Source organism: Chromohalobacter israelensis DSM 3043 (assembly GCF_000055785.1).
Classification (GTDB): domain Bacteria; phylum Pseudomonadota; class Gammaproteobacteria; order Pseudomonadales; family Halomonadaceae; genus Chromohalobacter; species Chromohalobacter israelensis.
The window spans coordinates 1,692,096-1,711,476 of sequence record NC_007963.1 but is presented as its reverse complement, the minus strand read 5'-3'; the positions used below and the strand labels follow the sequence as shown (position 1 = coordinate 1,711,476).

Sequence of the window (19,381 nt, the reverse complement as noted above, 5' to 3'; positions counted from 1 at the left end):
AGGGCGCGCGACCGCACCTCGATGAGGCACGGTCGCGCGGGATGGCTCTTACCGCAACGGCGTCACACGTACCGGCGCCGTGCCGGCCTTGATCATGCCAAGACGCTCGGCTGCACGGCGCGAAAGGTCGATGACTCGCCCCTCGGTAAAGGGACCTCGGTCGTTGATGCGTACCGTCACTTGCCGGCCGTTATCCAAGTTGGTAACACGCACACGGGTATCGAACGGCAACCGTCGATGCGCGGCGGTCAATGCCTGGGCATCGTATGGCTCGCCGCTGGCCGTGCGCTGTCCCTGATAGCGATCATGATAATAGCTGGCCTGACCGCGCTCTGAGGTCGCACCGGCGGACGTTGCGTCACCATCGGTGGCGCATCCCGCCAACGCCACCACGGCAACCGTCCCGCTCACGACCGCCATCAGCCGAGATATACGACGCCACATCAGGGTAGCAATACCGTCGAGCCGGTCGTCTGACGCCCCGCTAGCGCTTCCTGTGCCTTGGCCGCATCGCGCAGCGGATAGCGGTTGGCGACATCGATGGTGACCTGGCCGCTGGCGATCACCTCGAAGAGTTCCGCGGCCATGGCCTCGAAACGTTCACGCGTGTCGGCGTAACCGTTGAGGCTGGGGCGCGTCACGAACAAGGCGCCCTTCTGATTGAGGATGCCGATGTTGACGCCCTCGACCGGACCGGACGCATTGCCGAAGCTCACCATCAGGCCGCGTTTCTGGAGACAGTCCAGCGAGGTTTCCCAGGTGTCCTTGCCCACCGAATCGTAGACCACCGGCACCATTTCACCGCCGGTCAGCTCGCGAACGCGCTCGACGACGTTCTCGCGGGTATAGTCGATGGTGGCCCAGGCGCCATTGCGCTTGGCCAGCTCAGCCTTTTCCGGCGACCCGACGGTGCCGATCAGCTTGACGCCGAGTGCCTTGGCCCATTGGCAGGCGATCGAGCCGACGCCGCCCGCCGCCGCATGAAAGAGGATCGTCTCGCCTTCCTTGACCCGATACGTCTGGCGCAGCAGGTACTGCACCGTCAGCCCCTTGAGCATGGCGGCAGCGGCCGTCTCGTAATCGATGGCGTCGGGCAAGGCGACGACCTTTTCCGCCGGCAATACATGCTGCTCGGCATAGGCGCCGAGCGGGCCCTGGGCGTAGGCGACGCGATCGCCCGGCGCGAACATGGTGACACCCTCGCCCACGGCGTCGATCTCACCGGCCCCTTCGGTGCCCAGCCCGGAAGGCAAGCTGGGCGCCGGGTAGAGGCCGGTACGGAAATAGATGTCGATGAAATTCAGCCCCACCGCGTGATTGCGAACGCGAACCTCGCCCGGGCCGGGTTCGGCGGGCGTCACGTCGACGTACTCCAGTACCTCGGGGCCACCGGTGCGTGCGAATTGGATACGCTTGGCCATGCATGATTCCTTATGAAGCTAACGGGTTCAGGCCTTCATCCAAGCGCCGAACGTGCGCCGGGTCAAGTCATCCAGACGACGACCTTCGCCCAATGGACCGGCCGGCCATGCCGACCGCCGCCACGTGCCCGCGATGTCACACTTGTCCGTCGAAGCGCTCCAGCCCCGCCAGGAAGCGCGCCTTGTACGCCTCGAAGGTCTCGGGTTCACGCTTGAAGGTCTGCACGATGGCCTGGGCGTTGAAACGCAGCGGCTGCGTGAGGGCAGCGGGCTCGACCTTCTCGTGCTCCGAGCTCAGCCCCAGGCGCACGCCGTCCGGCATGTCGAGCCAATGCGCGATGCCGCAATCGCGAAAGAAGGCCTCGCTCGTGGCGTCGTTGGCATGCACGCGCAGCGGAGCCCGCATGGCCATCTCCCGGACCAGCTGCTTGACGTGCGTGTCATCGCCCCCGTCCTCGGGCGCCGACAGCAGCGTCACTTCCATGCCCTGTCCTTCGATATCCGAGATCAGCAGCATCATGGCGAGGATCCGCTGTCGGTCGTCCGCCAGCGCGAACAGACGCGCCGCGTCCTGCTCGAACAGCACACCCGAAATCCCGGTGAAGGTCACCAGCGGCGTCAAACCGGCGTCCTGGCCGTACACGTTGGCGCAAAGCCGGGCGAGACACGCTTCGCGACTCTCTGAATTCTTGACATGAATGACTTTCATCGATTGCTCCGCCAGTCGGGGCGCCACCTGCCGGCACAAGCGCCAGGGGCGGGGATGGAAAGTGCGCAGACTACCATACCCCCCTGCGTCCTCTCATCGTGTCATGGTCATCCGGATGTCAAGAAGACGACCTAGACTGAGCAGGAAGATGCCCGTGCAGACGGCCTGCCCGGCACCGTGCGCTGCGATGCTATGCTGTCGTTTCGATGCCGCGCCGATCGTGCACGGGACGCGGTGATCGGGCATGGTACGCAAGGCGTCGATAACATTGGCACTTCGTACCCGCTCGGCGACGTCCATCGGCCATTCGCGAGGTCAGTTCCGACATGTCAGTTCCCGTTCCCGATGCCACGCCCCGCTCTCGGGCCACCGTGCAATACGAAACGCCCCGCGCCGCGATACACGGCCCGGCACTCGAGCTGCCACGTGCCATCGCCCACCGCGGCCTTTCCGCACGGGCGCCGGAAAACACCCTGGCGGCGGTGCGTGCGGCCCATGCCGCCGGCTGTCGCTGGGTGGAACTCGATGTGCAACTGCTCGGCGACGGCACGCCGGTCATCTGGCACGATGCCGGCGTGCGGCGCTGTTCCAACGGACGTGGCAAGTTGCGGCGTCTCGATATCGAACGCGCACGGCAACTGGACGTGGGCAGCTGGTTCAATCCCGATTTCCATGACGAACGTATGGCCACGCTCGATGACATGCTGGCGCTGCTCGCGGCCTGCGACATGGGGCTCAACCTCGAGCTCAAGATCAGCTACAAGCACGATCCCGCCGCCCTCGCCGAGACGGTCATTCCCCGCGCCCTGGCCGCGCTCCCCCCCTCGCGGCTGCTGGTCTCCTCGTTCGACCGTAACGCCTTGCGCAGCGCACGGCGCCAGGAAGCCGATCCGCACCGTCTGCGGCTGGGGCTGCTGTACGACAGGTTGCCAAGGGGCTGGCAAGCGGATGCCGAGGCTCTGCTCGCCAGTAGCGTGCATCTCGACTGGCGCAAACTGAAGCCCGGCACCGTCGCCGCCGTTCACGAGGCCGGCCTGCAATTGCTGTGCTACACCGCCAACGACCCTGCCACTTTCCTGCCGTGCTGGGAATGGGGCGTCGATGCCGTGATCAGCGACGATCCTACCCTGTTCGCCTCGACGGAGAACCTCGGTATCGTCTAGTAGCTGAAAAGCGCGCAAAGCGCACGGCAAATGCACGCTTTGGTCGCGCGAGGCGCGCGTATCATGCGCCATGGAGGCCTTTGGCCAAATCGCTTTACCGCTTTCATGCCGCTCGTGCACCGGACAATGCCCATGAACCCGTCGACCCTGATCGGCATCACCGCCAGCGTATTGCTGCTTGCCACCGTCGTGCTCTTCACCGCGCAAACGCCCAGCAGCTTCTTCAACTTCCCGGGGCTTGCCATCGTCATCACCGGCACGCTCGCCGCGACCTTCATCAGCTACCCCATGCGCGAGGTGGTCCGCGTCACCCGTCTGGTGGGGCTGGTCTTTCGGCGCGAGAACAGCCGCATCGACGAGGACATCCAGACGCTGGTCTCCATGGCGCGCCACTGGTTCCGTGGCAACATCCGCGCCATCGAGGCCGAGCTCGAGGACACGCGCAATCCGTTCCTGCGTACCGGCATCTCGCTGGTCATCGCCAACACCCAGGACGACGAGATTCATGACGTCCTGCGCTGGCGCATCGCGCGCATGCGGGCGCGGGAGTACGCCGAATCGCAGATCTTTCGCACCATGGCGACCTATGCGCCGGCCTTCGGCATGCTCGGCACCCTCATCGGGCTGATCAACATGCTCGAAGTCATCAACGGCGGCGACCTGACGGTCATCGGCCCGCGCCTGGCGGTGGCCCTGATGTCGACGTTCTACGGCATCCTGCTCGCCAACCTGCTGTTCAAGCCCATCGCCGTGAAGCTCGAGCGCCGCACCGAGGAGCGTCTCATCGAGATGCACATGGTCATGGAAGGGGTCATGCTGGTCGCCAAGCGGCGTCTGCCCTCGTTCATCGAAGACACGCTCCACTCCTTCATGGCCGAGCATCAAGACGAGATTCGCGGGCCGGCACCGCGCACCGACGCGCCCGACGCCGATGCCCGCAAGCAGGAGGAAACGGTGGCATGAGCCGAGCGAGTCATCGCTACGCCATCGACGCCGGCGACACCCTGCTCGCGCCCGTGCACGCCTCGAACGACGAGGGGGGCGGCTGGCTGATGAGCTATCTCGACATGCTCACGCTGCTGATCACGCTGTTCGTGCTGCTGCTGGCCTTGACCGGCAACGACGACAGTGCCGCCGAAGAGGCACTCGCGTTCCCGGTGCTGGGTGTGCCCACCTTGCAGGCGAGTGCCTGGTCGCCGACCTTCTACGTGCCGCCACGCTCGGACAAGCGCTACGTGCCGCCGCGTGACACGACGTTCTACACACCACCGCCGATGCCGCCGCGCCCGCCACGCATGATCATGGTCAACCCGGCCCCGGCCGAGGCCCTGGTCGAGAACGCCAAGGCCGCCGTGCGCGAACCGGCCGGCGTGCGGCGCCTGCCGAACACGCTCAAGCCCTTCATCGACGGTGTCGTGGTGACGCAGAGCGCCCAGGGGCTGAATTTCCGCATCGAGAATCACTTGCTGTTCTCGAGCAGTCAGGCCGACCTCACCGACGAGGGCCGTGCGGTGTTGCGTCAATTGCTGGATTCGTTGCGCGCCTTCGATGGCGAGATCACCATCGAGGGGCATACCGACAGCCGCCCCATCGCCACGGATCGCTTCCCCTCCAACTGGGAGCTTTCCACCGCACGCGCCACGGCCGTCCTGCGCTTCCTGGTCGGCGAAGGCCTCGACAGCGAGGCGCTGCGTGCCGTCGGTTACGCCGATACCCGTCCCCTGCAGAGCAACGACAGCGCCGAGGGACGTGCCGCCAACCGCCGCGTCGAGCTGGTCCTGCACGAACCCGAGCCGTCCGACGCGCCGTAAGCCCGTCGAGGCGCCGCGCCCGCATGACGTTCGCGCGGCGTCTCGATGCTGTTAAAGTACGCACCCTTGGGTCAGGTCGGCAGGGCCGACCCATGCGCGCCGCCCCCCGAAGCGCTTGCCGCCGAGCGCCGACCTTGCTGTCACGGCCGCACTCGTCCGTCCCTCAAACCCAGCATTCAGGAGCCTTCGATGCAAACCCTCATGGGGCTTGTCGGCGTGATCGCCGTCCTACTGATCGCCTTCGCCCTATCCGAGAACCGACGCGCCATTCGCTTGCGCACCGTCGGCGGCGCCCTCGCCATTCAAGCCGGCCTGGGCCTGTTCGTGTTGTACATCCCCTTCGGTCACAGCGTGCTGCTGGGCCTGACGCACGGCGTGCAATCCGTCATCGACAGTGCCCAGGCAGGCATGGACTTCGTCTTCGGCGGGCTGGTCAGCGATACCATGTTCGAGGTCTTCGGCGATGGCGGTTTCGTCTTCGCCCTGCGCGTCTTGCCGATCATCGTGTTCTTTTCCTCGCTGGTCGCCGTGCTGTATTACCTGGGCATCATGCGCTGGGTCATCAAGCTGATCGGTGGCGCGTTGCGCAAGCTGCTGGGCACCTCGCGCACCGAGTCGCTCTCCGCCGCGGCCAATATCTTCGTCGGCCAGACCGAGGCTCCGATGGCCGTGCGCCCCTTCCTGTCGCGCATGACGCGCTCCGAGCTGTTCGCGGTGATGGTCGGTGGTCTGGCCTCGGTCGCCGGCAGCGTGCTGGGCGGTTACGCCGCCATGGGCATCTCCCTCGAGTACCTGCTGGCCGCCTCGTTCATGGCGGCGCCCGGAGGGTTGTTGATGGCCAAGATGCTGGTGCCGGAAACCGAGCGTCAGGCAGCCGACCTGGAAGAGGTCATCGACGGCGAAGACGAACAGGCGCCCGCCAACGTCATCGAAGCCGCGGCCAACGGCGCGGCTTCCGGCGTGCAACTGGCCATCAACGTCGGCGGCATGCTGCTCGCGTTCATCGCGCTGATCGCGCTGGGCAACCAGATCATCGGCGGCATCGGCGGCTGGTTCGGCTATCCGGAACTGACCCTCGAACTGCTGCTCGGCTACCTGTTCGCACCGCTGGCGTTCTTGATCGGCGTGCCCTGGGCGGAAGCCATTCAAGCCGGCAGTTTCCTCGGCCAGAAGCTGGTGCTCAACGAGTTCGTCGCCTTCGCCAATCTCGCGGCCGATCCCCAGGCGCTGAGCGCCCATTCCAAGGCGATCGTGATCTTCGCCCTGTGCGGTTTCGCCAACCTCTCGTCCATCGCCATTCTCATGGGGGGACTCGGCATGATGGCGCCCAACCGGCGCAGCGACATCGCCAGGATGGGGCTCAAGGCGGTTGCCGCCGGCACGCTCTCCAATCTGATGAGTGCCGCCCTGGCAGGGCTGTTCCTCTCGCTCTGAATCGCCGCTCACGCACCCGCCGGTCGCGCCCGACGCGACCGGCGTTTGACTTGCCCGGCACCGCCAAGCAGAATCCCCGTCCGTCGAGACCCAGGTGCTCGGGAAACGGGTGAGAATCCCGTACTGCCCCCGCAACGGTAATCGCGTGTCGACAGAAACCGCCGCTGCCCGATCGCAAGCGGCCGCCACTGCCTCTCGTCGCGGCAACATGTCGCCGATGAACGCGGGAAGGCGTTTCTGTCCGGCGTCGGCATGGCCGACCGCCAGCGCGTCAGTCCGGAGACCGGCCTGCGTCTCAGCACTGGCTGATGCGGAGGGCTTCGCCAGTGGCGACCGTTGCATTCACGCTGTCCAGGCGACGCGGCGGCGTCACCTTCTGTCCTCCTCATCGCGTAACTCGTTTCTTACGCTGATGAGGCGTTTTTCCATGTTGCATAAAAAGAACCTGCTGTGGCTCGCCCTTGTCGTGGCGGGCGGCGCACAGGCGCAGGGCGATCAACGACTATCCGATCTCCAGGTCACCGCCAACCGGCTTCCCCAGTCGCAGAGCGATGTCCTGGCCAGCACCACCGTCATCGACCGCGATGACATCGAGCGCAGCCAGGCCGGCTCGATCATCGACCTGCTGCAAGGCCGTGCGGGCATCGAAATCGCCCAGAGCGGCCCGCCGGGGACGCTCTCCAGCCTGTTCATGCGCGGCACCGAATCCGACCACAGCCTGGTGCTGGTCGACGGCGTGCGCATCAACTCGGCCACCAGCGGCGGCGCCAGCCTGGAGATGCTGCCGCTCGAGGCCATCGAGCGCATCGAGATCGTGCGTGGACCGCGGGCCGCCGCCTATGGCGCCGATGCCATCGGCGGTGTCATCCAGGTCTTCACCCGGCGTGGCGCGGCCACCGGCACGCAAGTCGGGCTCAAGGCAAGCGCGGGCAGCGACAGCACCCAACGCCAGAGCGCCTGGGTCGCCACCGGCGACGACGACACCCGCCTGAACGCCTCGCTCTTTCACCGCGACGGGGACGGCTTCAATGCCACCCAGGCGGACGACAGCGGCGAGCGCGACGGTTTCGAGCGTGCAGGCGCGCAACTGGGGCTGTCGCATCGCTTCAACGACGACGTCGAGGTGAGCGTCAATGCCCTGCGGCAGAACTTCGAGGGCGAATACGACAACTGCTACCCAGCCGGTGCTTTCACCCCGACACAAGACTGTGTCACCAAAGGCTATCTGCAGTCCTTCGGCGGCCAGCTCGATGTCCAGCTCCAGCCGGACTGGCAGATGTCGATCACCGCCGGCCATTTCGACGAACAGCGTGAAGAGCGCTACGCGGGGGAACGCCAGAGCCTGATCGAGAGTCATCGCGATGAGGTCGGACTTCAGCACCGCTTCACCCGCGACAACGGCGTGGACGTGCTGGGCATCGATTATCGCCACGACAGTGTCGACTTCGACTCCGCCAGCCCCTATGCCGGCGACTACGTCAGGGACAGCCGTGAAAACATCGGGATCTACGCCATGATGCAGCGCACCTACGGTGCCCATGAGGTGAGCGGGTCCCTGCGCCATGACGACGATTCCCTGTTCGGCGACGAGACCACCGGCAGCCTCGGCTATGCCTACCGCCTCACGCCCTATCAGCGACTCGGCGCCAGCGTCTCCACGGCCTACAAGGCGCCCAACCTGATCGATCTCTACGGCCCCTACGGCACCAACCCGGATCTCGATGCGGAAACCGCCGAGAACCTCGAAGCGTTCTGGGCCTACGAGCGTGATGGCTGGCAGGGGCGTGTCACCGTCTTCGATAACCGTATCGACGACCTGATCGGCTACGATCCCATGACCTCCATTCCCTACAACGTCGACGAAGCCCGCATTCGCGGGGTCGAGCTCAGCGGCGGCTGGCAGTCAGGCGGCCTGACGCTCAACGCCAGCCTCACCCACCAGAACCCCGAGGACCGGCAGACCGGCGAGCGCCTGCAGCGTCGTGCCCGTACCTTCGGCCGCCTGGATGCCGATTACGCCGTGGCCGACTGGACGTTCGGCGCCACCCTGCGCGCGGCAGGCGATCGCCATGACAGCGACTTCGTCACCTACGGGGATACCACGGTGGCCGGCTACGGCGTGGTCGATCTGCGCACCGCCTGGCAGGTCACGTCGATGATCGAACTCTCGGCCAAGGTCGAGAACGCCTTCGACAAGGAATACCAGCTGATCGACGGCTACAACACCCAGGATCGCTACGTGGAAGGCGGCGTGACGCTGCGCTTCTGACTGCGTCCTTCCACGCGGTGCAATGCATGCGCCCTGCCCCTTTCCGGGGTGGGGCGTTATGCTATCCGCCTCACGTCCCCTTCCGGAGCATGCCCATGGCACTCAGCAAGACCCAGAGCAGTTTCTATCGTCGCCTGTACGTCGCGCATCTGATCGCCGACGGCACGGCCAGCGTCCCGGCGCTGATCGAAGCCACCGGCATGCCGCGTCGCACCGCCCAGGACACCGTCAACGCTCTGGTCGAGCTGGACATCCACTGCGAATTCGAACAGCAACCCGGCGCCCGGCATCATATCGGCCGTTACGTCATCCGCGACTGGGGCCCCATCGACCCCGCCTGGGTCGCCGCGCACGCCGAGCGCTTGCGCGAAGCCCTGGGCTACCCGCCGCGCGGATAACGATATCCGGAGCGTCGCATGCCACCAGCGGCTTGAACGTACAGGCCAGACGCCTATACTGGCTATAAATACAGTATAGATAACCCGACCATGACGACGCCCAGTGACCGCTCGCGCGCCCGCAAGGGGCGTGGCGCGACCTTCGATCCGCACAATCGGTTTTCGCCCACGACCAGCGATGCCATCGACGACGGCTGGTGGCAGGAAGACGCACCGACCCGGCTGGCGACGGAAGTCCGCGACGAGCCGGCGAAAAGCGCGCTCTCCTGGAACCACTCGCCGGATCTGTCCTTCGACCGCTCGCTGAACCCCTATCGCGGCTGCGAGCACGGCTGCATCTATTGTTTCGCACGACCCAGCCATGCCTACTGGGACATGTCACCGGGGCTCGACTTCGAAACCAGGCTGATCGCGCGAACCGGGATGGTCGAGCGGCTGCGTGACGAACTGGACAAGCCGGGCTATGTCTGTCGGCCGATCAACCTGTCGGGCAACACCGACTGCTACCAGCCGCTGGAAGCGGAGCGCGGCACGACGCGCGCGCTGCTGGAACTGCTGCTGGACACCCGCCACCCGGTCACGCTGGTGACCAAGAGTGCCTTGATTCTGCGCGACAAGGCCTTGCTCGCCGAAATGGCCGAGCACCGCCTGGTGCGCGTCTTCGTCAGCCTGACCAGTCTCGACGATGATCTGAAACGCACTCTGGAGCCCAGAACCGCGTCGCCGCGCACGCGCCTGAAAATCATGCGCGAGCTCGATGCGGCGGGCGTCCCCGTGGGCGCACTGATCTCGCCCGTGATCCCGGGACTCACCGACCACGAACTGGAATCACTGCTGGAAGCCGCCCACCAGGCCGGCGCCCGCACCGCCGCCTGGATGCTGCTGCGCCTGCCGCACGAAGTGGCCCCGCTGTTCGAGGCCTGGCTCCAGGAGCATTATCCGCTGCGGGCGGCCAAGGTCATGAGCCTGATTCGTCAATGCCGCGGCGGCGAGGACTACGATGCCCGCTTCGGTCATCGCATGCGCGGCGAGGGAGTGTTCGCCCAGCTTCTGGCACAGCGCTTTCGCACGACCTGCCGGCGCCTGGGCATCGGGAGCCGTACCGAGATGGGACTCGACACCAGCGCGTTTCGCGCCCCGCATGCCCAGGGCGACTTGTTCGACTGAGCGGATCGCCGCAAGGCATGCTCAGGAGGCATCCTGGAAGACCATCGCCACGCCCGCCCCGTACAGCAGTACCAGGGCCACGCTCTCGAAGCCGATGCGTGCCGGACCGTGCTTCTCGCGACGCACCAGCCCCAGCAGCAGGACGGCCGTCATCAAGACCGAGAGCGCGATCCACAGCAGGGTCTGGTCGGAGACCGCATGATAGATCGAGCCATCACGATAGGCGACGTCCGAGGCGGCGGCAAACAGGGTATCGAAGGCGTTGCCGCCGATGATGCCGCCCACCGCCAGGGTCAGCGCGCCACGCTTCACGGCGGCCACGGCGGTCACCAACTCGGGCAACGACGTCGCGACCGAGGTCAGCAACACCCCCACGGCGGTCTGGCTCATGCCCGTTTCCGCCGCCAGGGTCGTGGCCGCTTTTTCCATCACCCAGCCGGAGATGCCCAGCAGCAAGGCCAGGACCACGAACGCGCCCCATAGTCGCGTCAACGAATGGCGCCTGGCCTCGTCATCCGGCGTATCCTCGCGGGTTTCGCGCGTGCGCCGGGGCATCCACATCGGCTCGCTGCGGACCTCGTCGATGATGCGCAACCCGTACACGTACCCGAGCAGCAGGATCGGCGTAACGGGATGAATGCTCCACAAGGTCCATTCCGGCGAGAAACTGGCCACCAGCAACAGGCCGAGCAGGCACATCAGCAGCGTGCCCTGGGCAAGATTGCCGATGGACGCCGCCGCATGCTCGAGGTTGATGCGCCGCAGCGCCACATCGGCGACGGTGAGGAACAGCGTCTGGACGGCGATCCCGCCCACGGCGTTGCTCATCGCCAACTCGGGTTGCCCCTTCCAGGCCGCCGTGACCGACAGCACGATGCCGGACAGCGAGGTCGCCATGCCCATCAGCACGGCCCCGGCGATCGCCTCGCCCATTCCGGTGCGGTCGGCGAGCGTGTCCACCACGCCGGTCAAGCGCGTCCCGACCAGTCCGATGATCAGCGCGCATCCCGCGAATAGCGCCACGCTAAGTGTCAAGCTCATATCACTCTTCCCTGAGACATTTGCGCCCTACCCTAGCGGAGCCTGGCGCGGCTGGCTATTGCCCTCGTCAACGCTCGACGTTATCCGCCACCAGCGCGGCAACAAGGCCCGCACCCGTGGCTGGTCGAAGCGATCATCGATCAAGTGGATCGTGCCTCGATCCTCGCGCCCGCGAATGACACGCCCGGCGGCCTGGATCACCTTCTGGATGCCGGGGTAGAGATAGGCGTAGTCGTAGCCGGCGCCGAACATCGTCTGCATGAAGCGGCGCCGCTGCTCGTTGACGGGATTGACCTGCGGCAGTCCCAGCGTGGCGATGAAGGCACCGACCAGCCGCTCGCCGGGCAGGTCGATCCCCTCGCCGAAGGCCCCACCCAATACCGCGAACCCCACGCCCTGCCCGTGAGGCGTGAAACGTGCCAGAAACGCGTGCCGCGCCGCTTCATCCATGCCGCGCGACTGCTGCCAGTGCGGCACTTCGGGATGATGTTCGCGCAGTTGCGCCACCACGTCCTCCAGGTAGGCGAAGCTGCTGAAAAAGGCCAGATAATTGCCCGGGCGACGGGCATAGGTCTCGGCGATCAACGCCGCAATGGGCGTCAACGAGGCCTGACGCTCGTGAAACCGGGTCGAGATGTGTCGCGCGATGCGCACCTCGAGCTGATCGCTGGCGAAGGGCGAATCCACTTCCTGCCACACGCTGTCCCCGGGCAGCCCGAGCAAGTCGCGCTGATAGCGCGACGGCGTCAGAGTGGCCGAGAACAGCACGCTGGCATGGGCTGCCGCGAAGCGAGGTGCCAGCATCGACGCCGGCACGAGATTGCGCAGGCTCAAGCGCGCATGACGCAGGCCGCGTGCGCCCTGGCGCAGGGTGATGTCACAGACGAAATGCCGGTCGAAGCGCTCGGCGATGCGAGCCATCTTCAAGGCATCGAAGTAAAAACGCTGCAAGGTCGGCGACAGCGTGTAGGGCGGTTCGCTCGCCACCTGGCCGATGGTGCCGATCAGCCGATGGAGCGCCGACAGCCAGTCGCCGGGGATCTCGGGCAACGGGCAGTGCTCGGCCTCGCACTCGCGCCCCAGTGCATTCCATTCGCGATTGAGCTGCTTGAGCGCGGCGGTGACGCCGGCGGGCTTCTCGCGTATCAGGGCACGCAGATCTCCCTGATCGAGCGTGGCGCTGTACATGTCGCGCGCACGCTCGACCAGGTTGTGCGCCTCGTCGACGAGCACGCCAAGGCGCCAGTCATTGGCCTGGGACAAGGCATGCAGCAGGCCGCCGGTGTCGAAATAGTAGTGATAGTCGGCGACGCTCACATCGCTCCAGCGCGCCATTTCCTGGCCCAGATAATACGGGCACACGTCATGGGCCAGCGCGATCTCGCGCAGGCGCGCACGATCCCACCAGCCGTGCTCGATCACCGCGCGACGCGCGGCGGGCAGCTTGTCGAAAAACCCCGCCGCCAGCGGACAGGACTCGCCGTGACAGGCGCGGTCGGGATGCTCGCATGCCTTGTCGCGGGCGGTGAGTTCCAGCACACGCAGCGGTGTCGGCGCGACAAGCGGTGCCAGCGCATCCAGCGCCAGTTGGCGGCCGGGCGTCTTGGCGGCGAGATAGCACAGGCCATCGAGCCGTTGCCGGGGCATGGCCTTGAGCATCGGAAAGAGCGTGCCCAGGGTCTTGCCGGTCCCGGTGGGCGCCTGGGCCAGCAGGCAACGCCCGGTGCTGGCCGCCTTGTAGACGTTTTCGGCCAGTGCGCGTTGCTCGCCTTGCCAGTCCGCGAACGGAAAGCGCAAGGTCTCGAGGGCCCGATCGCGTGCCTCGCGATGCGCCGTTTCACGCAACGCCCAGTCGAGAAACGCCTCGCAGTGGGTCACGAAGACATCGTACAGCGCGGCGCGGCTCATGCGCTGGACGAGCGGCGTCTCGACCTGGCGGGCGACGTCGAAATACACCAATGCCAGCTCGAGCGTCTCGAGCTCGTGCGCCTCGCACAGCAGCCAGCCATAAAGATGCAATTGCGCCCAGTGCAGATGCCGGTGGTTCTCCGGCTGACGCGCCAGATCGCCGCGATGCGTCTTGATTTCCTCGAGACGCTGGCGCCGCGGATCGTACCCGTCGGCACGCCCCCGCACGCGCAATCGATGCCCCGACGCGCTCCGGTAAAGGCCGCTCAAGGAAATTTCGCGCTGATAGTGTGCCTCGCGTCGCGCGGCGACTCGCGCATGGCCTTCGATGCCCTCTTCCGCGCTGGGCGAGGGCGTGAAACGCAGGTCGAGGTCGCCGCGCTTGGCCGTGAAGTCGCACAAGGCGCGTACCGCCACGGTGTAGTCCGCCGCCGTGGTCATGACGCCCAGGTCACATAGCAGACATCCACCGGCATGGCGTGCCGCGCGCAGAATGCCAGCCAGCGGCGCTGATTGTCCTGCAGGCGATCCCCGGGGCCCTTGACCTCGATCATGCGGTAGCGTTGCTGGGCAGGATGAAACTGTATCAAGTCCGGCATGCCCGCCCGATTGGCGCGCACGTCGCGCAGCAGGCGCTCGAACCAGAGGCGCAGGTGCGCCGCGGGCAGGCACGCCAGCGCCAGTTCGAGCAAGGTCTCGCTCAATGCTTCCCAGTGCACGAAGGGCGACTCGAGCCCCTGCTTGTCCCGGTAGGTGCGCCGAATCACCGCGCGGTAGCCCTGTTCGCCCTCGGCGACGTCGAGCCGTGCCAGGCAACGCGCAAAGAGCGCATCCCGGCGTGCGGCAAACTCCGGCCGCAACAGGTCGGCTGGCGCGCTCTGGAAGGGATGAAAGAAGGCACCGGGAATCGGCGCGAAGATCGCCTCCCAGCAGAGCAGACCGAACAAGGCGTTGATCAAGGTGTTCTCGACGTAATGCACCGGCGATTCGGGGGACGACAGGCGTTGTGCCACGGCCGCTTCCACCGAGGTCGCACGGGGCAGCGTCAACTCGAGGTGCGCGGGCGCGGTCACGGGCGGCGCCGTCGGCAACGGCAACGAGAGGCGGCGATGCAGGCGCGGAAGCAGGCGGTCGAGCTGCTGGCGCTCCGCCTCGCTTTCCGGCGCCGCCTCGGCCTCGCGCGCCAACGCCAGGGCCTCCTCGTGCCGCGCCTGGCGTTCGAGCATGCGCAAGCGACGCCCCCGTGCACCGGGATGGCAGCTCTGCGCGTAGAGCCGCGCCGCCTCGTCCAGGTCGCCTTCCCGCTCTCGGGCCTGGGCCAGCAGGAACAGCAGCTTGCCGCGACGCGTTTCCAGCCAGGGGTTGTCGGCCACCGGTGCCGGCAGCGCCTCGACCAGAGCCGCGACCGTCTCGCCGGCATCGAAACGTTCGCGGCAGTCGTGAATTCGCAGGTAGATGTCGATGTCCTCGCGACGCGGAAAGGCACGCGATGCCGGTGTCAGTGCCACCCGCTCGAAGCGACGCACACCGAGATCGGCCAGCACGAACTCGCTCCAGCCTTGGCGCAGATTGCCGAAGAACATCAGTCGCAACCGATCACACAAGGGCATCCGTGTCATGCGCCATACGCGAAACGCGGCCTCGGGACACCACGCCGAGAATGGGGCTTCGCCGATGTCGGCGGCCGCCAGGGTCGCCTGCATGTCCGTCTTGCGGTCACCGCGCTTGAGGCCATGCGCCTTCAGGCAGGCGCCCAGGTGACGCCCGACCTCGGCCTTGGTCAACATCCCCAGCACCTCCGACACCGGCAGCACGGGATCGCGCTCCAGCCACCCCAGCGCCATCAAGGGAGCCACGGCGGGATCGAGCGCACCGATTTCCGCGTAGTCGAGGCGATCGTCGCGGAAGAGCTCGCCCTTGCGCATGACCATGCGCACCCACAGCGCCTGGGCCGGTTCGGGCAGGGCGTCGAAATGCGACATGAACGTCCGCTCGTCGGCATCGAGAAGATCCTCGTAGCACGCCCTCACCCAGCGCAGGGCGCTGCGGAAGTTGTGCAGATAATAGAGCGGATCATCGCTCGACGCGGGACGCGGCGGGAGAGGCATGGCTGTCATGTCGCCATCATAGCAATCCTCGTCATGGCGCCCCAAGCCTGTCCGCGTGACACGCGACATCGCGCCGCCCCGCTCCCCGGGCCAGGCTTTGATATACTGCCGTCACGCATGCAACGGACGAAAGAGCCCATCGTGAAAGACGCTTCCTCTTCGCGCGACGTGACACCGCGACGCGCCAGCAAACCGGGTTGCCTGGGCCTGATCGTCGCGGGTCTGGCCTTCATCGTGCTGGTCTATGCCATCCTGATCTATTTCATCAGCCAGGGCGGCACCGCCGAGGACGAGGCCCGCGAGGAGCATGGCATCGCGCAGTGCTGGCAACGCCTGGCCCGCGACACCCTCGACGCCCGCGAACGGCGTACCACCGAGCAGCGCTGCCAGGAAATGACCGAGCAATTCGAGGTCAAGTACGGCCATCCACCGGCGGTGACCCAGCCTCCGGCGTCGTAGCCGCGGCCACGCGACGCCGCGCGCGCTGCGACGCGCCATTGCGGACCGACCAGCGCAGCACCGGCACCAGCCGGCGAACGCCTGCGCGCACGCTGCGACGTTGCCAGCTCGGCATGTCGCGGCCGGCCATCTCGGCCGCCCAGACGGGCAGCAGATCGATCCCGGCGCGCATGGTCATCGCCACCACCGGGCGCAGCATGGGATGCGGTGCCTCGGCGTGCAGCAAGAGCCGGAATACCTCGGCAGTGCGCACGTCGTAGCACAGACATGGGCGCATCGCGTCGAGATAGTCCGCCACCTCGTCGCGGCAGCGCGGGACATCACGTGCGCCCAGCGCTTCGGCGACCCTCGCCACTTCGGCGTAGTAGCGGTCCTGGTCGGCAAGACTCAGGTCGGGGTTGCGATAACGCAGATGCGCGGCGAGAAAGCGACTGACCTCGGCGACATGCACCCACGTCAGCAAGGCCGGGTCGTTGGCGGCGTAAGGACGGCCGTCGGGCGCGACGCCCACCACTTCGTCATGAATGCGCCGCACCCGCTCGATGAGACGCTCGGCATCCGCGGTGGACGCGAAGGTGGTGGCGGCGATGAACTGGCTGGTGCGGCGTAGACGGCCGAGCATGTCATCGCGAAAGCTGGAATGGTCCCAGACCCCCGCCAGGGCCAGCGGATGCAGCATCTGCAGCATCAGGGCACCGATTCCTCCGCACAGCATCGAGGTGAAATCGCTGTGTACCCGCCAGCAGACGCTCTGCGGCCCGAACAGTCCCGGGTCCCCCGGCGGCCGGTCGTAATCGATGTCGCCCAGGGCCATGCCGGTCACGCCCATGATCTGACGCTCGATGCGCCGCCTTATCGCTTCCATCGCATCCTCCCGATCCCCCTCGCGGTGCCTTCCGACACGCCTCGGCATGATATAGGGCATGCGACCAGGAGATCGCATCCGAACCGTCGGCATCGCCGTCGACTTTTCAGACAGTGCCTAGGGTATAGTGGAGCATGGCGTCATGTCTTGCGCCAGGCGGGGTATCGGCCCGTCCCGGGCGCCACTGTCATATCGCTGACACGCAACCGTCACACCTCGCTGCCAAGGTGCCCCACGCGCCACTTGCCGGGAGATGCCTCGATGAAAATGCTAGCCATCTACAGTATCAAGGGTGGCGTGGGCAAGACTGCCTCCGCCGTCAACCTGGCCGCCCTGGCGAGCCAGGCCGGCTATCGCGTGCTGCTCTGGGACCTCGATCCGCAGGCGGCCACGACCTTCTACCTGCGTGCCAAGCCCAAGGTGCGGGGCGGCGTGGACAAGCTGGTGAAAGGCAAGGCCTCCTTCGACAAGGTCATTCGCACCAGCGAAACGCCCGGGCTCGACCTGTTGCCGGCATCCTTCGGCTCGCGGGAGCTGGATCACCTGCTGGAAGACCGCAAGCTCAGCCGGTTGCGCAAGATTCTCAAGCCCGTTCACGACGACTATGACCTGGTGATCCTCGACTGCCCACCGAGCATTTCCACGCTTTCCGAGCACGTCTTCTCGAGCGCCGACGCCCTGCTGGTGCCGGTGATCCCGACGACGCTTTCGCTGCGTACCCTGGAGCAGTTGCGGGAGCACCTCGACGACGTCGACCACGCTTGCCCCGTGTGGCCCTTTTTCACCCTCGCCGACCGGCGCAAGAAGCTGCATCTCGACGTCATGGCCACCCTGAGTGAAGACTGGCCCTTGATGATGACGACGACCATTCCCTACGCCAGCGCCGTCGAGCGCATGGGCCTCGAACGCGCCCCCGTCACGCAGTTCGCCCGCAGCTCCGCCGCTGCGCGAGCGTACCGCGGCCTCTGGCAGGAACTCGAACAGCGCCTGTAAGCACGCTCGTCCTTCAGGGGCTCGCACATCGGGCCCATGAGCGGTCGCATTACGGCCGCGAGCGCGGTACGTTGCGGGTTTTGCCAAGGACATCACCATGACCGACGATCGCCAGACCCGCCACCGCAACGCCATGCGCAAGCTCAAGTCGCATGTCGACGAGAAAGTCGCCGCCGCCACCGAGCAGCGCGGCCTGCTGCTGGTCTTCACCGGCAACGGCAAGGGCAAGACCACCGCCGCCTGGGGAACGGTCACCCGGTCACTCGGCTACGGCTATCGCGTCGGCGTGGTACAGTTCATCAAGGGCATGTGGGAGTGCGGCGAGCGCGAACGCCTGGCGGATGACGCCAACTTGAGCGTGCACGTCATGGCCACCGGCTTCACCTGGGACACCCAGAACCGCGAGGCCGACACCGCCGCCTGCCAGGCGGTATGGCGTGACGCCCTGACCTTGCTGCAAGACCCCGATGTCTATCTCGTGGTCCTCGACGAGATCACCTACATGCTCAAGTTCGGCTATCTCGACATCGCCTCGGTGCGCGAGGCCATCGCCAATCGACCGAGCGAACAGACGGTGATCGTCACCGGCCGCAATGCGCATCGCGAACTGCTCGACATGGCCGATACCGTCACCGAGATGCAGGAAGTGCGCCACGCCTTCAATGCCGGCGTTCAGGCACGTCGCGGCATCGACTACTGAGCCGCCCGGTCAGGACGGTGGCGTCGCCCGCTCGAGCGCCCGGCAGACCTGCTCGACGCCCTGGATCAGGCGCGGTCCGGGGCGACTGATGGCATCGGGATCGAGAGTGTACAGATGGCCCTCGCGCACCGCCGGCAGCAGGGTGTCGTCCTGCCAGGCCTGCTGCCAGTCATCGTCCGGCGCGGCCGCGAGAATCACGTCAGGGCGCGCCTCGATCAAGGCTTCGCGACCGATTTCAGGCACCAGGACCCGGCGGTCCGCGAACAGCGGCTCCCCGCCGCAATGGCGAATCGCCCGGGTGACGATGTGGCCGTCGCCCAGCGTGGTCAGCGGGTGGCGCCCCAGTTGATAGAACACGCGCGGCGTTTCGGGCAGGCGTTGCCGAGCGGCCGCGAGGCGTGCCTCGAACGCCTCGGCCGCACGCGCGCCTGCCTCGGCGTGACCGGTCAGACGCCCCAGGTCGCGCAGGTCGCCAGCCACGTCGGCGAGTCGCCGCGGCTCGCTGGCGTAGACCGGCACGCCCAGCGCCTCGAGGCGCGTCACCACGCTGCGCGGCGTGCCACTGCGCCAGGTCACCACCAGGTCCGGCTCGCGCGCCATGATGGCTTCCAGGGCGATGCCTCGGTAACTGCCCACCCGAGGGATGTCCCGCGCGGCGCGTGGAAAATCGCTGCCCTCTAGGGCCCCCACCACGCGCTCGCCGGCCCCCACCGCGTACAGCAGCTCCACGATGTGCGGCGCCAGTGCCACGACACGCTCGGCGGGCGCCGTCAACGCCACCGTACGGCCCGCGTCGTCGTCGACTTCGAGCGCTGCCATCGCCGACGCACTGAAAAGCGACGCGACGCTGAACCATGCGAGCATCACGACATGTGCAAGAAACGGGGAAAGACGCGGCAATCTCACGACTCCATTAGCCACTGACGAACGCGCAG

Annotated in this window: 18 protein-coding genes and 1 riboswitch; of the genes, 10 read left to right on the top strand and 8 right to left on the bottom strand. The window is 66.7% G+C overall.

The annotated features are described in order from the left end of the window. Window positions 1–48: 48 nt before the first annotated feature. From CSAL_RS07660 to CSAL_RS07650, 3 genes are all read right to left on the bottom strand, one after another. The gene (locus CSAL_RS07660) at window positions 49–420 is read right to left on the bottom strand and encodes a septal ring lytic transglycosylase RlpA family protein (RefSeq protein ID WP_043559234.1); all 372 of its coding nucleotides are present in this window, start codon (window positions 418–420) and stop codon (window positions 49–51) included. Window positions 421–443: 23 nt separating this feature from the next. Continuing rightward, window positions 444–1,421, bottom strand: a complete 978-nt coding sequence (locus tag CSAL_RS07655; protein WP_011506807.1) for an NADPH:quinone reductase — start codon at window positions 1,419–1,421, stop codon at window positions 444–446. Window positions 1,422–1,557: 136 nt separating this feature from the next. Beyond that, a complete protein-coding gene (locus CSAL_RS07650) occupies window positions 1,558–2,130 on the bottom strand; it encodes a hypothetical protein (RefSeq protein ID WP_011506806.1) in 573 nt (190 codons plus the stop codon). Window positions 2,131–2,456: 326 nt separating this feature from the next. Between CSAL_RS07650 and CSAL_RS07640 the strand changes: the two genes are divergently transcribed. The 7 genes from CSAL_RS07640 (at window position 2,457) to CSAL_RS07610 (ending at window position 10,372) form a co-directional block, all read left to right on the top strand. Continuing rightward, entirely contained in the window at window positions 2,457–3,293 is an 837-nt protein-coding gene (locus CSAL_RS07640; RefSeq protein WP_011506805.1) for a glycerophosphoryl diester phosphodiesterase, read from the top strand. 132 nt (window positions 3,294–3,425) lie between these two features. Continuing rightward, entirely contained in the window at window positions 3,426–4,256 is an 831-nt protein-coding gene (locus CSAL_RS07635; RefSeq protein ID WP_043558184.1) for a motility protein A, read from the top strand. Then, the gene (locus tag CSAL_RS17715; RefSeq protein WP_011506803.1) at window positions 4,253–5,104 is read left to right on the top strand and encodes an OmpA/MotB family protein; all 852 of its coding nucleotides are present in this window, start codon (window positions 4,253–4,255) and stop codon (window positions 5,102–5,104) included. Before CSAL_RS07635 ends, CSAL_RS17715 begins: the two co-directional genes overlap by 4 nt. Before the next feature lie 189 nt (window positions 5,105–5,293). Next, window positions 5,294–6,538, top strand: a complete 1,245-nt coding sequence (locus CSAL_RS07625) for a NupC/NupG family nucleoside CNT transporter (RefSeq protein WP_011506802.1) — start codon at window positions 5,294–5,296, stop codon at window positions 6,536–6,538. A 75-nt stretch (window positions 6,539–6,613) separates the two neighbouring features. Further along, a riboswitch (cobalamin riboswitch) is annotated at window positions 6,614–6,844 on the top strand. A 121-nt stretch (window positions 6,845–6,965) separates the two neighbouring features. Next, entirely contained in the window at window positions 6,966–8,807 is a 1,842-nt protein-coding gene (locus CSAL_RS07620) for a TonB-dependent receptor domain-containing protein (RefSeq protein WP_011506801.1), read from the top strand. A 95-nt stretch (window positions 8,808–8,902) separates the two neighbouring features. Then, window positions 8,903–9,205, top strand: a complete 303-nt coding sequence (locus CSAL_RS07615) for a winged helix-turn-helix domain-containing protein (protein WP_011506800.1) — start codon at window positions 8,903–8,905, stop codon at window positions 9,203–9,205. Between the two features lie 90 nt (window positions 9,206–9,295). Next, window positions 9,296–10,372, top strand: coding sequence for a PA0069 family radical SAM protein (locus CSAL_RS07610; RefSeq protein WP_011506799.1), 1,077 nt, complete (start codon window positions 9,296–9,298; stop codon window positions 10,370–10,372). A 21-nt stretch (window positions 10,373–10,393) separates the two neighbouring features. On the opposite strand, the gene CSAL_RS07605 is transcribed toward CSAL_RS07610, so the two are convergent. From CSAL_RS07605 to CSAL_RS07595, 3 genes are read right to left on the bottom strand one after another with little or no spacing between them, the layout of a single operon-like run. After that, entirely contained in the window at window positions 10,394–11,413 is a 1,020-nt protein-coding gene (locus CSAL_RS07605; RefSeq protein ID WP_011506798.1) for a sodium:calcium antiporter, read from the bottom strand. 27 nt (window positions 11,414–11,440) lie between these two features. Continuing rightward, complete coding sequence (locus CSAL_RS07600; RefSeq protein WP_011506797.1) at window positions 11,441–13,762, bottom strand: ATP-dependent DNA helicase; 2,322 nt, start codon at window positions 13,760–13,762, stop codon at window positions 11,441–11,443. Beyond that, window positions 13,759–15,438 carry a VRR-NUC domain-containing protein gene (locus CSAL_RS07595; RefSeq protein ID WP_043559222.1) on the bottom strand — a complete coding sequence of 560 codons (1,680 nt, stop codon included), beginning with the start codon at window positions 15,436–15,438 and terminating at the stop codon, window positions 13,759–13,761. The genes CSAL_RS07600 and CSAL_RS07595 overlap by 4 nt, the downstream gene beginning before the upstream one ends. Window positions 15,439–15,570: 132 nt before the next feature. On the opposite strand from CSAL_RS07595, the gene CSAL_RS07590 reads away from it, so the two are divergent. After that, window positions 15,571–15,888 carry a hypothetical protein gene (locus CSAL_RS07590; RefSeq protein ID WP_050934507.1) on the top strand — a complete coding sequence of 106 codons (318 nt, stop codon included), beginning with the start codon at window positions 15,571–15,573 and terminating at the stop codon, window positions 15,886–15,888. Here CSAL_RS07590 and CSAL_RS07585 read toward each other — a convergent pair. Next, window positions 15,842–16,753, bottom strand: coding sequence for an oxygenase MpaB family protein (locus CSAL_RS07585; protein ID WP_011506794.1), 912 nt, complete (start codon window positions 16,751–16,753; stop codon window positions 15,842–15,844). The genes CSAL_RS07590 and CSAL_RS07585 overlap by 47 nt on opposite strands. A 261-nt stretch (window positions 16,754–17,014) precedes the next feature. On the opposite strand from CSAL_RS07585, the gene CSAL_RS07580 reads away from it, so the two are divergent. Beyond that, window positions 17,015–17,746 carry a ParA family protein gene (locus tag CSAL_RS07580; RefSeq protein WP_011506793.1) on the top strand — a complete coding sequence of 244 codons (732 nt, stop codon included), beginning with the start codon at window positions 17,015–17,017 and terminating at the stop codon, window positions 17,744–17,746. A gap of 97 nt (window positions 17,747–17,843) precedes the next feature. Then, window positions 17,844–18,446 carry a cob(I)yrinic acid a,c-diamide adenosyltransferase gene (gene cobO / locus CSAL_RS07575; protein ID WP_011506792.1) on the top strand — a complete coding sequence of 201 codons (603 nt, stop codon included), beginning with the start codon at window positions 17,844–17,846 and terminating at the stop codon, window positions 18,444–18,446. Window positions 18,447–18,455: 9 nt separating this feature from the next. Here the strand turns inward: cobO and CSAL_RS07570 are convergent, their stop codons facing one another. Then, window positions 18,456–19,265: a helical backbone metal receptor gene (locus CSAL_RS07570; RefSeq protein WP_179152083.1), complete on the bottom strand. Its 810-nt coding sequence runs from the start codon at window positions 19,263–19,265 to the stop codon at window positions 18,456–18,458. Window positions 19,266–19,381: the final 116 nt, after the last annotated feature.

What these genes read in the sequence shown, in the direction of transcription:
- CSAL_RS07660 (WP_043559234.1), bottom strand. Translation starts at nt 420, where the DNA reads ATGGCGGTCGTGAGCGGGACGGTTGCCGTGGTGGCGTTGGCGGGATGC.
- CSAL_RS07655 (WP_011506807.1), bottom strand. Translation starts at nt 1,421, where the DNA reads ATGGCCAAGCGTATCCAATTCGCACGCACCGGTGGCCCCGAGGTACTG.
- CSAL_RS07650 (WP_011506806.1), bottom strand. Translation starts at nt 2,130, where the DNA reads ATGAAAGTCATTCATGTCAAGAATTCAGAGAGTCGCGAAGCGTGTCTC.
- CSAL_RS07640 (WP_011506805.1), top strand. Translation starts at nt 2,457, where the DNA reads ATGTCAGTTCCCGTTCCCGATGCCACGCCCCGCTCTCGGGCCACCGTG.
- CSAL_RS07635 (WP_043558184.1), top strand. Translation starts at nt 3,426, where the DNA reads ATGAACCCGTCGACCCTGATCGGCATCACCGCCAGCGTATTGCTGCTT.
- CSAL_RS17715 (WP_011506803.1), top strand. Translation starts at nt 4,253, where the DNA reads ATGAGCCGAGCGAGTCATCGCTACGCCATCGACGCCGGCGACACCCTG.
- CSAL_RS07625 (WP_011506802.1), top strand. Translation starts at nt 5,294, where the DNA reads ATGCAAACCCTCATGGGGCTTGTCGGCGTGATCGCCGTCCTACTGATC.
- CSAL_RS07620 (WP_011506801.1), top strand. Translation starts at nt 6,966, where the DNA reads ATGTTGCATAAAAAGAACCTGCTGTGGCTCGCCCTTGTCGTGGCGGGC.
- CSAL_RS07615 (WP_011506800.1), top strand. Translation starts at nt 8,903, where the DNA reads ATGGCACTCAGCAAGACCCAGAGCAGTTTCTATCGTCGCCTGTACGTC.
- CSAL_RS07610 (WP_011506799.1), top strand. Translation starts at nt 9,296, where the DNA reads ATGACGACGCCCAGTGACCGCTCGCGCGCCCGCAAGGGGCGTGGCGCG.
- CSAL_RS07605 (WP_011506798.1), bottom strand. Translation starts at nt 11,413, where the DNA reads ATGAGCTTGACACTTAGCGTGGCGCTATTCGCGGGATGCGCGCTGATC.
- CSAL_RS07600 (WP_011506797.1), bottom strand. Translation starts at nt 13,762, where the DNA reads ATGACCACGGCGGCGGACTACACCGTGGCGGTACGCGCCTTGTGCGAC.
- CSAL_RS07595 (WP_043559222.1), bottom strand. Translation starts at nt 15,438, where the DNA reads ATGACAGCCATGCCTCTCCCGCCGCGTCCCGCGTCGAGCGATGATCCG.
- CSAL_RS07585 (WP_011506794.1), bottom strand. Translation starts at nt 16,753, where the DNA reads ATGGAAGCGATAAGGCGGCGCATCGAGCGTCAGATCATGGGCGTGACC.
- CSAL_RS07580 (WP_011506793.1), top strand. Translation starts at nt 17,015, where the DNA reads ATGAAAATGCTAGCCATCTACAGTATCAAGGGTGGCGTGGGCAAGACT.
- cobO (WP_011506792.1), top strand. Translation starts at nt 17,844, where the DNA reads ATGACCGACGATCGCCAGACCCGCCACCGCAACGCCATGCGCAAGCTC.
- CSAL_RS07570 (WP_179152083.1), bottom strand. Translation starts at nt 19,265, where the DNA reads ATGGCAGCGCTCGAAGTCGACGACGACGCGGGCCGTACGGTGGCGTTG.